Origin of the sequence: Desulfitobacterium sp. LBE (assembly GCF_007830365.1) — a bacterium.
Lineage (GTDB): Bacteria > Bacillota > Desulfitobacteriia > Desulfitobacteriales > Desulfitobacteriaceae > Desulfitobacterium > Desulfitobacterium hafniense.
In genome coordinates, this window is record NZ_VLKD01000001.1 from 4,064,027 (window position 1) to 4,078,015 (window position 13,989).

A 13,989-nucleotide genomic window follows, 5' to 3' on the forward strand; every position below is an offset into this window, starting at 1 on the left:
AAGGGATAAGTTCGCTTTAAGAAGGAAGGAGAACAGGATGTCAGAAAAAGAGTATGCTGAAAATTGCTTTGTTTGCGGTGAGAAGAATCCGATTGGTCTTCATCTTAAAACTAAAAATGTGAATGGAAAATCTCATATGGAACTTGATGTCCATGAGAATCTTTCAGGTTTCGACGGGTTAATGCACGGAGGGTTCATCTGCATGTTATTGGATGAAGTAATGTTTCATGCGGTTGAGTCGTCTGGAGAAACTACGCTGACACTTAACATAAATACAAACTTTGTCAATCCTGCGCTAATCGGGCATCACCTGGTTGTCGAAGCATGGATTGCCAATCGCCAAGGAAGAAAGATTTATGTAGAGGGGAAAGTTACAGATGGAGATAAAGTAGTGGCAGATGCCAAAGGGCTCTACCTCAGGGTGGATATGGATTCATTTTTAAAAACGATTTGAATAGTTCAATTGCTTAAAACACTCTGTGCTTGAGAAACCGGGGTGTTTTTTCGTTTGGTATATAATGATTCAAGTCACGCTACGGTGCCACAGAAGCTAAAATTCCAGAGATCATATTATCGCTACGTATGCCAAAGGTATGTCAACCCATGATATTGAAGACCACTGACTTCATTAGTGACGGGGATAGAATCCTTTAAGAACCAGACCCGCAGCCTGAATTGAATAAATACAATATAATTTACAGTAAAAATTAACGCTTCATATGAGCTGGTCTTATTTTTTATGGTAAAAAATTAAATATATATATTATAGATAACAGAGAGCCCTCAAAGGAAAGGTATTTGTTTGCGTTTCCAAATAATAGATTAAACTGCGAAATGTTTTGAAAATATTAGACTATTTTAGAAATTTTAGAAGGAAAAATGAAAAAAATGTTGAATTTTCATATGATGAATCGCTGAAACCTAATTAGTTGCCAGTTCAAACAACCTCATTGAAAGGAGCATTACAGTTAATTTAAAGAAAAGCTTAAAATTATTATAAATGTATGAAGGTTCTTTTGTGCTAGAAAACATACAAGTTATCCTAAGCCAGGGATTGCTTGTAGAGAATATTTAAGAGATTACCCTTGTAAGTGCAAGTGGGTTCTTATACTAATGAAAGAAAATTCTTAAATTTATTAAATACTATGAACTGCAATTATTGATGATGCAATTAAAGCACCCGTTTCAGTCTGGATTTCAACAGCAATCATGCAAAAGACATACTAAAAAGGTGGTAGTAGACATGGAAAGTAAGGCAGGAAAGGGAAGCAATCTGTCCAGACGCTCCTTCCTTAAATTTGCCGGGGGGGCAGGTATCGCCGGTGCCTCCCTGAGCTTAACAGGTTGCGGCCAACCCCTCACCCCGGCCAGTGCGGTGGGCGGTGAGGGCTGGATGCCGACCCAATACAATGAACCGGGGGGCTGGCCCACCAATGTGCGCGGCCGTGTACCCATTGATCCGGAAAACCCTGCCCTGAGGAGAGATGACCAAAAGTGCATTCTCTGCGGGCAATGCATCGAAGTATGTAAAACCATCCAATCCGTGTATGGGAACTACGAACTGCCCATTAAAAACGAAATTCCCTGCATCAATTGCGGGCAGTGTATCCACTGGTGCCCCTCCGGAGCAATCTCCGAGCGGGAGGATATTGATCAAGTAGCCAAGGCTCTCGCCGATCCCAAGATCACTGTGGTGGTGCAGACTGCGCCGGCCACTCGTATCGGCTTGGGGGAAGAATTCGGGCTGCCTGTGGGAACCAATGTCCAGGGCAAACAAGTCGCCGCTTTGCGAAAATTAGGCTTTGACGTAATTTTTGATACGAACTTCGCGGCGGATCTGACCATTATGGAAGAAGGCACAGAACTGGTTAAGCGTATTACAGGGGAATTGCACCATCCTCTTCCCCAGTTCACCTCCTGCTGCCCGGGGTGGGTCAAATTTGTCGAGTATTATTACCCTGAACTCCTTCCCAATTTATCATCAGCCAAGTCTCCCCAGCAGATGGCCGGAGCTTTGGTTAAGACTTATTTTGCGGAAAAGAACCATGTCGAGCCCCAGAAGATCTTCTCGGTGGCCATCATGCCTTGCACAGCCAAGAAATTTGAATGTCAGCGCCCGGAAATGATTTCCGCTCAAACCTATTGGCAGGATGAGCAGGTTTCCCCTGATGTGGATGTGGTCCTTACCACCAGAGAGCTGGCCCGCATGATCAAGAGAGCGGGGATCGATCTGCCCTCTCTTCCCGATGAAGAGTATGATCAGCTGATGGGTGTGGCAACCGGAGCCGGGGCGATCTTCGGGACCACCGGCGGCGTTATGGAAGCGGCCGTCCGCTCCGCCTACTATCTGGTCACAGGAGAACAGCCCCCTGCCGCGCTTTGGCAACTAACTCCGGTACGGGGCATGGAAGGGGTCAAAGAAGCGGCAGTTTCTATTCCCGGTGCCGGTGAGATCAGGATTGCAGTCATTTCCGGCCTGGATAATGCCAGAGCCATCATGGAACAAGTGAAAGCAGGGAACTCTCCCTGGACCTTCATCGAAGTCATGGCCTGCCCCGGCGGCTGCCAATACGGCGGCGGACAGCCCCGGTCATCGGCTCCTCCTTCAGACGGGGTGCGCAACACCCGGGCCGCATCCTTATATAAGATCGATGCCCAGGCAAAGCTGCGCAACAGTCATGATAATCCGCAGATTAAGCAAGTCTATGCCGAGTTCTTAACTTCGCCCTTGAGTGAGAAGGCAGAAGAACTATTGCATACCCATTATATTTCCAGGGCTGAAGAGTTTGACGCTAAGAAACCCCAAAGCCATGAGTATGAAGTTTAGGAGGTGGCAGCTATGGCAAAGGGAGTCCTTGTCGATATACCCAAATGTATTGGTTGTGAAGGGTGTTCAGTAGCTTGTAAATTATGGAATGAACTTGAATGGGATCAACAGGAAAAAAACAAAACAGCCTTAGATCGGGCGGTGGAGCCTAACCATGGTCTCTGGCCTGAAGAATGGACATCCATCAACCGGTATAACCTGCAGAAGGACGGCACCGACCTGCGCAGATATGTCAAAACCCAGTGTTTTCACTGTGAAGAGCCCGCCTGTGCTTCAGCATGTTTCTCCAAGGCCATTCAGAAGCTTCCCGAAGGACCGGTCATCTATGATCAGAGCCTGTGTGTCGGCTGCCGCTACTGCATGATGGCCTGCCCTTTTGATATGCTGAGATATGAATGGAAAAAGGCCGTTCCCGGCATCAGGAAATGCCAGATGTGCCCGACCAGAGTGGCCAATAATATGGAACCGGCCTGTTCCTCAGTCTGCCCCACAGGAGCCTTGACCTTCGGGGAGAGGGACGAATTGCTGGCAGAAGCCAAAAAACGCATTCAGGAAAAGGGTTATATAGACAAAATCTTTGGGGAGAAGGAAGCAGGGGGAACCTCCTGGCTCTATATTTCCGATACCCCCCTGGAAGAGATGAGATTCAGAACGGATGTCACCACCGAGCCCCTGCCCTCTTATACCGAAGGATATATGAAAGCCACACCGATTATCGGGGTCAGCTGGGCGGCTGTTTTAGCCGGATTGTTTTTCATTAATAACAAAAACAAAGAACCGCTGGATTGATAAAGTCCAAAAGAATGGAGGGAAGTATCGGCTATGGAAGTGATTACTACATTTAAAAATAAGGCCGGAGAGAAAAGTACCCGGTGGACATTTAGAATGACCCCCATGCGATGGGTGTTTATGGCCATCGCCGCCGCGGCGATAGCAGTCATCATCGTGAGGTTCATCGCGGGACTGGGGGCCACCACCAACCTTAACGACCAGTGGCCATGGGGATTATGGATTTCTTTTGACGTTCTGTTGGGGGTGGCCCTGGCCGGAGGCGGCTACGGAACCGCTCTCATCGTCTATGTGCTGCGCCGGGATAAATTTTACCCCATCGCCAGAAGCGCCATGGTGACCTCATTGTTAGGTTATATCGTTGTCGTCCTGGGGCTATTGATTGAAGTAGGGCAATGGTTCTTCTTCTGGAGACCTTATGTCTCCTGGGGTCATGCCAGCGTCTTGTTTGAAGTCTTCTGGTGCATCTCCTGCTATACCCTGATTCAGGTTCTGGAGTTCAGTGAAGTAGCCACTGAGAAAGTGTTCAAAGGAGCCCATAAATACCTGAAAAAAGCCATGCCCGTGCTGCTGATCATCGGCATTACCCTGCCCACACTGCACCAATCCTCACTGGGCCAGCTCTTTTATATCATGGTGGGCAAAGTAAATGTTCTTTGGTGGTCGCCCCTTTTGCCGCTGTTCTTCCTGTTATCCTCATTTTTCGTGGGAGCAGGCATGATCATTATCGAAAGCAGTCTGGCCGGGAAGGCCCTTAATCATCAGGTGGATACCTCCGTCCTGCAGGGGTTGGTCAGAATATCCGGCGGGGCCATGATCTTATATGTGATCTTAAAGATTGCCGATATGTCGGTAAGAGGCACCTTTGCCCATGTTTTGGCCTTTGATCTGCCCAGCATCATGTTCCTGGGTGAACTGATTTTAGGCTGCATCCTGCCCATCATTATCGCCTTCAGTTCCCTGTCCGGCACCCGCAAAGGGCTGATTGGATTTGGCATCCTCACTGTGGCCGGGGTGGTCATGAATAGGTTTGATGTCTTGTTCACGGGAATGGGCAGCTATCTGAACCAACACGGCGGCCATTATTTCCCTGCCTGGACAGAGGTTATCGTCAGCCTCGGTTTGGTTTCCATCGCTTGCTTAGCCTATTTGTTCATCGCCGAAAACTTCAATATTCTCGGACATCATGAATCCGAAGCCGTGGCCGCAAAAGGGGCGAAGACCGGCGCTGCGAAGAGAAGAGCGGTTCTGCCCAGTCACATCGAGCGCCAGGCCGGCAAATAATCCCCCCAAAGAGGTGTCTTGGTTATGTATACTTGTCAAATGGTCCATCATCACCATAACTGCCTCAACACCAAAAAACCCTATGTTAAGCTGTGCCGGTTATGCATCGACTCCTGCCCCCATCAAGCCATTTCCCTATATCGTGAACTCAATAGCCAGCGCTGCACAGAATGCGGGATCTGCATGGCCGTTTGTCCCAGTGATGGTTTTATCTACTACAGCACCTCCAAGCTTCATGAGTTTATGCTGGAGGCGGAGAAGATCGTGCTGAACTGTCCCCAGGCCATGAACGCCGGCCATGAGATTCCCTGTCTGGGGATTCTCGACCGGGATTCATGGCTGGCCTTGTTGATAGCTGCCGGAGAGAAGGAAGTGACCCTCGTCACCGGAGTATGTGCAGCATGCCCGGATAAAAAAGCCTGCGCAGTGAGTGTACAGGTTTTTAAGGAGATCCACACTTCATGGCCGGATCATCCGGCGCTCAGGCTTAAAGTCGCCCCCGATGACGGAGGAAGTGCACCGGGCGGGGAGATCACATCGGTTCAAGCCCGGAGCGGGGGGAAGGGCTGGCGGGACATCGGCCGTGAAAAACTTGAAGCCATGCTGCCGGGGATCACTTCCGATGAAGCCTATCCTATTCCCAAGGCACGGCAATTCCTGAGAGAAGTTTGGCAATCCCGAAAGTCTGCCCTTGGAGCACTCCCCCTGCCGGCCTTGGAGGTAAGTGAAGGGTGCAGAGAATGTGGCGAATGCGCGGCGGTTTGCCCTCAGGGAGCTTTAACGAACAAGGAAAAGGGTGAACAGTTAACCCTGATCTATGAACCTCTGAAATGTGTCGGCTGCCGAAGGTGCCTTAATATCTGCCGCTCCCAAGCCTTAAGCATGGAATATAAACCCCTGTCTTATCGTTTGTTTACAGGCAAAATTCTTGTACATCAAGGAAAACAGCGGTTATGACGGCCAAGACCTCCTGCTTTTGGATAGACCTGAGCAGGAGGTCCTTTGCATTTTAGGCAACTTTCCTTTAGACTGGACCCAAAGAAGAGGAACAGCTTAATGAAAAAAGGGTGATACAATGCATGTCATCGTCATCTCTTATGACGCTTTTTCCGAAGGGAATTGGGAGCTGGCCCAATCTCTGCCTAACCTTGAAAAGCTGCTTCAAAACGGTGCCTACAGCACAAAGCTGAAAAGTGTCTACCCAACCCTGACCTACACCGTACATACCACCATGGTGACCGGTGTTTATCCTGATAAACACGGTATCTTTCACAATAACCCCTTTCAGCCCTTTATTCCGGAGAAGGATCAGGAGTGGTTCTGGTTTCGGGATGCCATTAAAGTCCCGACGATTTACGATGCCGTGAAGGAGCATAACCTGACGGCAGCCGGACTTCTATGGCCTGTTTCGGGGAAATCCTCTCTCAAGTATAATATGCCTGAAGTACACGCTGTTCGCGGGGAAAATCAGGCTGTTAAGGTGTTGAAGAATGGCAGCCCCTTTTTCTGTATAGGTATGGAGTTGCGCCATGGACGCTGTCGCCAGGGGGTAGAACAGCCCTATTTGGATGACTTTACAACCCGGTGTGCTGTGGATACCATCAGGAGAAAAACCCCCAATCTGCTGCTGGTGCACCTCATAGAACTGGATGATGCCAAGCATAGATACGGGACGGACAGCAAGGAAGTAAGGGAGGCCATCATCCGTATGGATGGGAGACTGGGCGGCATCCGCCGGGCAGTGGAGGAAGCCGGTATTGAGGATAATACAGTGATGATGGTGATCGGGGATCATGGTCAATTGGATGTCCGCTATAAAGTCCGCCTCAACCGTCTCTTGCTGGAACAGGGGCTGATCTCCGAAGAAGGAGGCAAAATGCAGTGGCGGGCTTATCTGCAGAGTGCAGGGGGAGGGGCTTACCTCCATATTAAAGAAGGGGATCAGGAGGCTGAAGCCCTGGCCCTGGCAGTATTAGAAAAGGCCTTAAAAGCAGAACAGTATGGCATTGAGAAAATTCTTCTCAGAAATGAGCTGGAGGATCTGCATGTGGAGCCATCCATAACCACTATGGTGGAGGCCAGGAGAGGATACTGCTTTGATGATAGGCTTGAGGCGCCGGTTCTTCTGGATTTAGAGGCTATGAACAAAAAGTATGCCACTCATGGTTACTTGCCGGATCGGGAAGGCTATCGCTGCAATTTTATCGCCTCAGGTCCCGGAATAAAAAAGAATCACCCCTTGGGTCCCCTCGAAATGGTCGATATAGCTCCGACTTTAGGAGCCATGTTAGGAGTAGATTTTACCCATGGCGACGGAAGGGTTTTGAGGGAAATTTTCAGTTGAATGTGTTATATTTATATTAAAAATAAAAAGGAGTGATTAGATGCTTAAAAAGATATTACTAGCTTTTGATGGTTCCGAAAACTCTCTTAAGGCAGCGGATTACGCATTGATCATGGCTCAACATAATAATGCTGAAGTAGAAATTATTCATGTAAGGGAATCCGTGACTTCTTATTCAACCCGGGTAATATACGATGCCATTGAAATGGAAAAAGAGCTGGTGTCCGAGGCTGAAGAGATTATGGCACAGGCCATCGAAAAGTTTAAAGACACGGGAATTACCTTTACAACAAGTATCCGGACGGGGGACCCGGCGGAAATTATTTGTGAAGAAGCAGAAAAAATTGGTGCCACAGAAATAGTCATCGGAAGTCGGGGAATGAATACCCTATCCCGATTCTTTCTTGGCAGCATCAGTCTTAAAGTGTTGACTCACGCTCATTGCACAACGATAGTCGTGCGGTAATAAGCAGATTTCCAAGGAAAAGAGCCCTAAGGTCAGTTTGATGTTTTCCTTAAGGCTCTTCTTGTTATCCCGCTTGTATCTTTAAGCGTCAAACAGGACTCCGGCTAAGGGTTGTGCATAGTAAAGGGCTGCAGTATAATATCAGCAGAAAAGTGAAAGTGCAAACCTTCTCTATGGAGTTGCCAGGGTACAATAGCGCTGTAAGAATTCTATTGTTGATAGTCGCCGATAAAAAAATCCGATTTAGGTTTGGAATGGTGATGGACATGCGTATTGAACAGCTGGAATATGTTAAGGAGGTCGCCAACTGTAAGTCTTTAGTTGAAGCGGCGAGAAGGCTTCACGTGACCCAGCCCTGCCTGACCAATGCCATTAATAGCTTGGAGGACGAATTGGGTGTTGATATATTTATCCGTTCCAAAGCGGGGGCAAAATTGACCCTGGCAGGTCAGGAAGTCCTTAAAATCTCCGGGTTGATTCTTGACCAGGTTGATGAGTTATACAGACTATCGGGTAAACATCAATCCCGTCAGGAAATCCATTTAGCGGTTGCTCCGGCGGTAAGCAACAGTGCAATTCTGGAGATCATTGAAGATTACCGTAAATCCATGCCCGCTGCCCCGATTTATGTCCATGAAACTCGCCCGGAAAAAATTTTTACGGCTTTAACACGTTCAAACAGATCGATTGGAATTTTCAACAATTCATGGTTAAGTGCCATCGATCAGGCGGAGTTCGATATTGAATTGCTCTATGAAGATAAATTCTGTGTGTTTGCCAGCTGCAAAAGCCCCCTTCACGGGCAAGGGGCATTGACCATAAAAGAGGTTTTGGAACGCTATCCTGTAGCTACGCCGATTTGCGACCAGGACATCTTGGCAGGGTATCTTAATCACCCCAAATTGTCCCTCATCAGCTCCGGTTTGTATAATTTCAGCGACCGGGAAAGTCTGAAGAGTATGGTGGTCAGCGATAAAGCCATCACCTGTCTTCCCTCAAGCTTTGCTTATCGCGATCTTTATGTGGAAAACGCCTTGTGGGCTCCCTTAAAAGTCAGCGATTTTGATGCGCCCGTCAATTTTTATATGGCATATCCACGGCGCAAATTGACCCATGCTGAAAGCACTTTCATCGAGTGCACACGCGCATTTTACAAAAGATGGGAGCGGGTTGTTTAACAGAGGATGAATAGTGCCTGATAGAATAGCCCGTGCGCGGCGTAATGTTTGCACGAGCTTTTATTTTTTATCAGAGCATTTCTTTTCGATCACGACCCAGGCGGAATCATTGACAATTAAAAAGCAAAGCTTTATACTTAGTATACCCATAGGGGGTATTGGAGGGGAATGGATGGAACAATATTTGGGCTTAATTGTCCTGGGTGTCTTGATGGGTGCCTGGATGCTCGTGAGGAGCCACCGCGCTAAAAAATTTAAAATAAGTCCTGATGAAGCAAAAAGGCTCCTGGACACCACCAAAGGAATCATTCTTCTGGATGTGAGAAGCGAGGAAGAATACAGGGAACGGCACATCCCCAAAAGTCTGTTGATGCCGTTGAACAGTTTGAAAGCCCAGGCGCCGAAAAGGCTGCCCGATAAAAATAAAGAGATTCTGGTGTACTGCCGGAGCGGCAATCGGAGCGCCGCTGCCGTCAGAATCTTATCTAAACTAGGTTATGTCAAGGTGAAAAATATCGGTGGTATTATCCATTGGCCCTTTGCAACGGTATCCGGGAAATAGCAGGGATGCCCGGCCAAAAAGAAAAGGAGGGGTATGATGGCAGCATTTATACTGGAGAAGCTTTGTCATGGTTGCCAGCGTTGTCTAAGAGCTTGCCCTAATGAAGCGATCAAAATGGTTGCCCACCTCCCTGTTGTCCATCCAGAGCAATGTAATGAATGTGAGGAATGTATGGAGGTTTGCATGCATGGAGCCATTGCTTTTCGCACTCACCCATCGATTAGCCCATCTTCAGGGTGAGCTTGACGATCTCCTCAAGCGCTGGCCTGCTCATTCCGTGAAGCCGGAATTAATCATGCTTCGAGAAGAGCTGGAAGAAGAGATAGCAGAGATCAAAGCGCAGATAGCCAGAATAATTTAGGAGCGGCTCCGTAAGAATCAATGATTTTTATGGAGCTTTTTGTATGCTTGGCCCGTAAACCTGCAGACAGTATTCTGCGAGTTGTATTAAATAAAAAGGGGGATAATAGGACATAATGTCGAATAATTAGCAAGAAAAGAAAATAAATATTATAAAATTCAAAAAAGTATAAAAGGATTATTGGGTTGAACAGCGAATATAAATAAATGTTAGGTTGTATAGACAACTGAACTATAAAAGGAGACCTCACCCTTTTGGTCCTCATACAGCTGAACAAATGGCCTGAGCAACGAGACAAGAACTTATCCAATACCAGGGAATTTGTCAATACAAAAAGTAAAACGGAGGTTGATTCTAATGATACTCATTGGTGAAAAAATTAATGGGGCGATTCCATCTGTAGCTAAAGCCATTGCCGCTAAAGATGCAGACTTTATTCGCAATCTGGCGAAAGTACAATCGGAAGCAGGTGTCAATTTCCTTGATGTCTGCGCTTCCGTAGATAATGACATCGAACTGGAAACCCTGAAGTGGCTTATTGATTTGGTACAAGAGGTTTCCGATATTCCTATTGCTATAGACAGCCCCAACGCCAACGTGATTGCTGAAGCCATTAAATTCTGCAACAAGCCGGGACTGATTAATTCCGTATCTATGGAGGGAGACAAGGTTGAAGTGATCTTCCCCATCATCGCCGATACGAAATGGGAATGTGTCGCTCTTTTGTGTGATGACACAGGAATTCCTCAAGATACGGAAAAGCGTCTGGAAGTTTTCGGCACTCTTATGGCTAAAGCCAAACAATACAATATTGCCCCGTCACGTTTGCACATTGACCCCTTGGTGCAAATGCTTTGCACCTCCGAGGATGGCATCCTGGCCATTATGGAAGTCATTAAGGAGATCAAAGCTCAATATCCTAAGATTCATATCACCGGCGGAGCCAGCAATATCTCCTTTAACCTGCCGATTCGCAGACTGGTCAATCAGGCCTTTATCGTCTTGGCGATGGGCGCAGGGATGGACAGTGCTATCGTCGATCCCACCAAACAGGACCTGATGGGCATGATCTTTGCTACAGAAGCACTCCTTGGCCAGGACGAATATTGCATGGAATACATCGGAGCCTACCGGGAAGGTAAATTCGGACAGAAATAAATCATGTCCGAATGAACATATTTAATTAAAATAAGGGGGAATTATAATGTCTAAAATCGCAGAAGTTAAAGCTATGGTAGAAGCAGGGAAAGCGAAACTCGTTCCAGGTCTCGTTCAGGAAGCCCTGGATGCAGGAAATGCAGCAGGAGATATCCTGGCCGGGATGATTGATTCCATGGGTGTCGTAGGGGATAAATTTTCCGCCGGAGAGCTTTTCGTACCGGAAATGCTCATGGCGGCCAAAGCCATGTCCAAGGGCGTGGATGTTCTGAAGCCCCACCTCACCGGGGAAAGCGCCACTTCTTTAGGAACCTGTGTGATCGGCACCGTAGCAGGAGACTTGCACGATATCGGCAAAAACCTCGTAGCGATGATGCTGGAGAGCGTTGGCTTTAATGTCGTGGATCTGGGAGTCGATGTATCCGCAGAAAAATTTGTTGATGCGGTCAGAGAAAATGACAATGTCAAGATCGTAGCCTGCTCAGGCCTGCTGACCACCACCATGCCTGCTATGAAGGAAACAGTTCAATCCCTTAAAAACAGCGGCTTGACCGGATTTAAGGTTATCGTCGGCGGAGCTCCGGTATCTCAGGCCATGGCTGATGAGATCGGTGCCGACGGCTTTGCTCCCGACGCAGGCGGAGCTGCAGTTAAAGCCAAGGAATTGGCTCATGCCTAAGGATTAAATGTTGAATAGAATAGGGAGGCGGGATTACTATGTTGACAATTAAACAAAACTTGTTGGAAACCATTCGCGGTGGCAATCCTGATCGGTTCGTTAATCAATATGAGTTTATGGACATCATTCTGGAAAATCCTGTGGATTTCATGGCTCCTCCCGGAGGGTCCATCAAAACAGGCTGGGGTATCACCTTTAGATGGCCGGAAGGTCAAATCGGTCAATTTCCTGTCCATGATGAAGAGCATAAAGTCCTTAAAGATATCACCAAGTGGAGAGAACAAGTAAAAGCCCCTGAAATTCCTGATACCGATGAAGCCTGGGCAGCTGCCGTGGAGCATGCCAACAGTATCGACCGCAATGAAAAATATGTCACAGCTTTTGTCGCTCCCGGTGTGTTTGAAATGTGCCACCATCTCATGAGCATGGAAGATGCTTTAATGGCATTGTATGAGGAACCCGAGCTGATGCATGAGCTTATCGATTACCTCACTGAATATGAATTGAAACTGGCTGAAATCATTTGCCGCCGCCTCAAACCGGACGCACTTTTCCACCATGACGACTGGGGCAGCCAAAAGAGCTCCTTCATTTCACCGGCTATGTTCGAGGAATTCTATCTCCCTGCTTACAAAAAGATCTACAGCTTCTATAAGCAAAACGGGGTTGAACTGATTGTTCACCATAGCGATTGCTATGCGGCCAATCTGGTACCCTTCATGATCGAAATGGGAATTGATATTTGGCAAGGAGTCATGACCACCAATAACACACCTGAGCTGATTAAGCAGTATGGCGGTAAGATCAGCTTCATGGGTGACATCGACAGCGGAGTGGTGGACTTCCCAACCTGGACCCGGGAAATTGCCGCCAGAGAAGCTGAGCGGGCTTGTACCAACTGCGGGAAGCATTACTTCATCCCTTGCTTAACTCAAGGTCTGGGCTTCAGCTCCTTCCCCGGTGTTTATGATTGCGTCAGTGAAGAAATCGATAAACTGAGCAAGAAAATGTTCTAAAAAGACAATGAAGTTTAGTATAAAAGCCTTCGAAGCTTGTCTTCGGGGGCTTGCTTTTCACTATCAGAAGGGCGAAGACAGTGACGGCCTGGCACCAGCCAAGCATCCTCCGACACTGTATGGGAAGGGGTGAATTATGAATCCGGAAATCACGAAAATGTTAGGCTATTTAGAAACCCTTGGCGTTAACCATAGCGCCCATATTGATACCCGGGATATTCCCTTTAATCCCGACTTTCGCAAGCAATGCGAGCAAAATGTATGCGGCAACTACCAAAAGAACTGGATGTGTCCCCCTAATGTGGGGGACTTTGCAGAGCTGAAAGAAAAAGCCCTCCAGTATAAACAAGCTATACTATTCCAGACCGTGCATCAGCTGGAGGATTCCTTTGATTTTGAAGGGATGCAGGAAGGAATGGCCGAGCAAAACAGAATTCTGAGAACATTTTTAGGATGGATCGGGGAAAACAATCTGATCACGGACTTTCTATCCCTAGGCATTGGCCCATGTCCGGTCTGCAGCCGCTGCTCTATTCTTGACGGCCAGGAATGCCGGCTCCCTGAGCAGGCGGTGGCTTCAGTAGAAGCTTATGGAATCGATGTCACATCCTTAGTGAAGCATTGCGGCATACCTTATAACAATGGTGTCAATACCGTATCCTATGTAAGCCTTGTCTTGTTTTAACTTCTTGGCAACAGCATTGTTTTGAAATTCCCATTGAAATCTCCAGAGTATACATTGTATATAGACTGAATAAGAACCGATTGCGCTGTGACACCTAATTCCTCACATGTTGCAGAGTACTGGAGCCGTTTATGACGGCTCTTTTTTAAATACCTGTTCAAATTCAGGTTTTATCCGATACCATTCAATTCCGGCGGGCCAGGAAGCAGCCTATAATGAAGATAATTACACTCCCCGGGCATGCCCCCGGGATAAAAAATAAAGAAGAGGTGCTTAAAGGATGAAAAAATTATTGCTGACGGTACTCCTTATGACCACTGTACTTGGATTAAGTGGCTGCGGCAGCAGCGCTGCCCAGGGAAACGACATGAAAGATGCCCCCAAGATGGAAGACACCATGAAAGAGGACAATAAGAGCGGAGACATGATGACAGAAGACAGCAAGAGCGGAGACATGATGACAGAAGACAGCAAGAGTGAAGACATGATGAAGGAAGACAGCAAGAGTGAAGACATGATGAAGGAAGACAGCAAGGGCGGAGACATGATGAAGGATGACAGCAAGAGCGGAGACATGATGAAGGATGACAGCAAGAGCTCAGATATGATGGAGAAAGACACCAAAAAGTAAGAAGAACAT

16 protein-coding genes are annotated in these 13,989 nt (G+C 47.4%); all 16 read left to right on the top strand.

Annotated elements, in window-relative coordinates; all coding sequences use genetic code 11:
• Positions 1-37: 37 nt before the first annotated feature.
• Complete coding sequence (locus DESLBE_RS19175; protein ID WP_018305538.1) at positions 38-454, top strand: PaaI family thioesterase; 417 nt, start codon at positions 38-40, stop codon at positions 452-454.
• Between the two features lie 789 nt (positions 455-1,243).
• The gene (locus DESLBE_RS19180; protein WP_058490474.1) at positions 1,244-2,827 is read left to right on the top strand and encodes a [FeFe] hydrogenase, group A; all 1,584 of its coding nucleotides are present in this window, start codon (positions 1,244-1,246) and stop codon (positions 2,825-2,827) included.
• Between the two features lie 12 nt (positions 2,828-2,839).
• Positions 2,840-3,616, top strand: a complete 777-nt coding sequence (locus tag DESLBE_RS19185; RefSeq protein ID WP_005815883.1) for a 4Fe-4S dicluster domain-containing protein — start codon at positions 2,840-2,842, stop codon at positions 3,614-3,616.
• Between the two features lie 33 nt (positions 3,617-3,649).
• Positions 3,650-4,900, top strand: coding sequence for an NrfD/PsrC family molybdoenzyme membrane anchor subunit (gene nrfD / locus DESLBE_RS19190; RefSeq protein ID WP_144677930.1), 1,251 nt, complete (start codon positions 3,650-3,652; stop codon positions 4,898-4,900).
• 24 nt (positions 4,901-4,924) lie between these two features.
• Positions 4,925-5,857 carry a 4Fe-4S dicluster domain-containing protein gene (locus DESLBE_RS19195; protein WP_144677931.1) on the top strand — a complete coding sequence of 311 codons (933 nt, stop codon included), beginning with the start codon at positions 4,925-4,927 and terminating at the stop codon, positions 5,855-5,857.
• 118 nt (positions 5,858-5,975) lie between these two features.
• Positions 5,976-7,244, top strand: coding sequence for an ectonucleotide pyrophosphatase/phosphodiesterase (locus DESLBE_RS19200; protein WP_144677932.1), 1,269 nt, complete (start codon positions 5,976-5,978; stop codon positions 7,242-7,244).
• A gap of 40 nt (positions 7,245-7,284) precedes the next feature.
• Positions 7,285-7,710: a universal stress protein gene (locus DESLBE_RS19205; RefSeq protein WP_005815877.1), complete on the top strand. Its 426-nt coding sequence runs from the start codon at positions 7,285-7,287 to the stop codon at positions 7,708-7,710.
• Between the two features lie 266 nt (positions 7,711-7,976).
• Positions 7,977-8,888, top strand: a complete 912-nt coding sequence (locus DESLBE_RS19210; RefSeq protein ID WP_144677933.1) for a LysR family transcriptional regulator — start codon at positions 7,977-7,979, stop codon at positions 8,886-8,888.
• Between the two features lie 172 nt (positions 8,889-9,060).
• Positions 9,061-9,450: a rhodanese-like domain-containing protein gene (locus DESLBE_RS19215; RefSeq protein WP_144677934.1), complete on the top strand. Its 390-nt coding sequence runs from the start codon at positions 9,061-9,063 to the stop codon at positions 9,448-9,450.
• A 36-nt stretch (positions 9,451-9,486) separates the two neighbouring features.
• A complete protein-coding gene (locus DESLBE_RS19220; RefSeq protein ID WP_080518300.1) occupies positions 9,487-9,690 on the top strand; it encodes a 4Fe-4S binding protein in 204 nt (67 codons plus the stop codon).
• Positions 9,638-9,811, top strand: a complete 174-nt coding sequence (locus DESLBE_RS19225) for a hypothetical protein (RefSeq protein WP_015945347.1) — start codon at positions 9,638-9,640, stop codon at positions 9,809-9,811. Before DESLBE_RS19220 ends, DESLBE_RS19225 begins: the two co-directional genes overlap by 53 nt.
• Before the next feature lie 357 nt (positions 9,812-10,168).
• Positions 10,169-10,969, top strand: coding sequence for a methyltetrahydrofolate cobalamin methyltransferase (locus DESLBE_RS19235; protein WP_015945346.1), 801 nt, complete (start codon positions 10,169-10,171; stop codon positions 10,967-10,969).
• 46 nt (positions 10,970-11,015) lie between these two features.
• Entirely contained in the window at positions 11,016-11,648 is a 633-nt protein-coding gene (locus tag DESLBE_RS19240) for a corrinoid protein (RefSeq protein ID WP_005815869.1), read from the top strand.
• 38 nt (positions 11,649-11,686) lie between these two features.
• Positions 11,687-12,664 carry a uroporphyrinogen decarboxylase family protein gene (locus tag DESLBE_RS19245; RefSeq protein WP_005815867.1) on the top strand — a complete coding sequence of 326 codons (978 nt, stop codon included), beginning with the start codon at positions 11,687-11,689 and terminating at the stop codon, positions 12,662-12,664.
• 136 nt (positions 12,665-12,800) lie between these two features.
• Positions 12,801-13,349 carry a DUF2284 domain-containing protein gene (locus DESLBE_RS19250; protein WP_005815864.1) on the top strand — a complete coding sequence of 183 codons (549 nt, stop codon included), beginning with the start codon at positions 12,801-12,803 and terminating at the stop codon, positions 13,347-13,349.
• 280 nt (positions 13,350-13,629) lie between these two features.
• On the top strand, positions 13,630-13,980 hold the full coding sequence (locus DESLBE_RS19255) for a hypothetical protein (RefSeq protein ID WP_144677936.1): 351 nt from the start codon (positions 13,630-13,632) through the stop codon (positions 13,978-13,980).
• Positions 13,981-13,989 lie beyond the last annotated feature (9 nt).

What these genes read in the sequence shown, in the direction of transcription:
- DESLBE_RS19175 (WP_018305538.1), top strand. Translation starts at nt 38, where the DNA reads ATGTCAGAAAAAGAGTATGCTGAAAATTGCTTTGTTTGCGGTGAGAAG.
- DESLBE_RS19180 (WP_058490474.1), top strand. Translation starts at nt 1,244, where the DNA reads ATGGAAAGTAAGGCAGGAAAGGGAAGCAATCTGTCCAGACGCTCCTTC.
- DESLBE_RS19185 (WP_005815883.1), top strand. Translation starts at nt 2,840, where the DNA reads ATGGCAAAGGGAGTCCTTGTCGATATACCCAAATGTATTGGTTGTGAA.
- nrfD (WP_144677930.1), top strand. Translation starts at nt 3,650, where the DNA reads ATGGAAGTGATTACTACATTTAAAAATAAGGCCGGAGAGAAAAGTACC.
- DESLBE_RS19195 (WP_144677931.1), top strand. Translation starts at nt 4,925, where the DNA reads ATGTATACTTGTCAAATGGTCCATCATCACCATAACTGCCTCAACACC.
- DESLBE_RS19200 (WP_144677932.1), top strand. Translation starts at nt 5,976, where the DNA reads ATGCATGTCATCGTCATCTCTTATGACGCTTTTTCCGAAGGGAATTGG.
- DESLBE_RS19205 (WP_005815877.1), top strand. Translation starts at nt 7,285, where the DNA reads ATGCTTAAAAAGATATTACTAGCTTTTGATGGTTCCGAAAACTCTCTT.
- DESLBE_RS19210 (WP_144677933.1), top strand. Translation starts at nt 7,977, where the DNA reads ATGCGTATTGAACAGCTGGAATATGTTAAGGAGGTCGCCAACTGTAAG.
- DESLBE_RS19215 (WP_144677934.1), top strand. Translation starts at nt 9,061, where the DNA reads ATGGAACAATATTTGGGCTTAATTGTCCTGGGTGTCTTGATGGGTGCC.
- DESLBE_RS19220 (WP_080518300.1), top strand. Translation starts at nt 9,487, where the DNA reads ATGGCAGCATTTATACTGGAGAAGCTTTGTCATGGTTGCCAGCGTTGT.
- DESLBE_RS19225 (WP_015945347.1), top strand. Translation starts at nt 9,638, where the DNA reads ATGGAGCCATTGCTTTTCGCACTCACCCATCGATTAGCCCATCTTCAG.
- DESLBE_RS19235 (WP_015945346.1), top strand. Translation starts at nt 10,169, where the DNA reads ATGATACTCATTGGTGAAAAAATTAATGGGGCGATTCCATCTGTAGCT.
- DESLBE_RS19240 (WP_005815869.1), top strand. Translation starts at nt 11,016, where the DNA reads ATGTCTAAAATCGCAGAAGTTAAAGCTATGGTAGAAGCAGGGAAAGCG.
- DESLBE_RS19245 (WP_005815867.1), top strand. Translation starts at nt 11,687, where the DNA reads ATGTTGACAATTAAACAAAACTTGTTGGAAACCATTCGCGGTGGCAAT.
- DESLBE_RS19250 (WP_005815864.1), top strand. Translation starts at nt 12,801, where the DNA reads ATGAATCCGGAAATCACGAAAATGTTAGGCTATTTAGAAACCCTTGGC.
- DESLBE_RS19255 (WP_144677936.1), top strand. Translation starts at nt 13,630, where the DNA reads ATGAAAAAATTATTGCTGACGGTACTCCTTATGACCACTGTACTTGGA.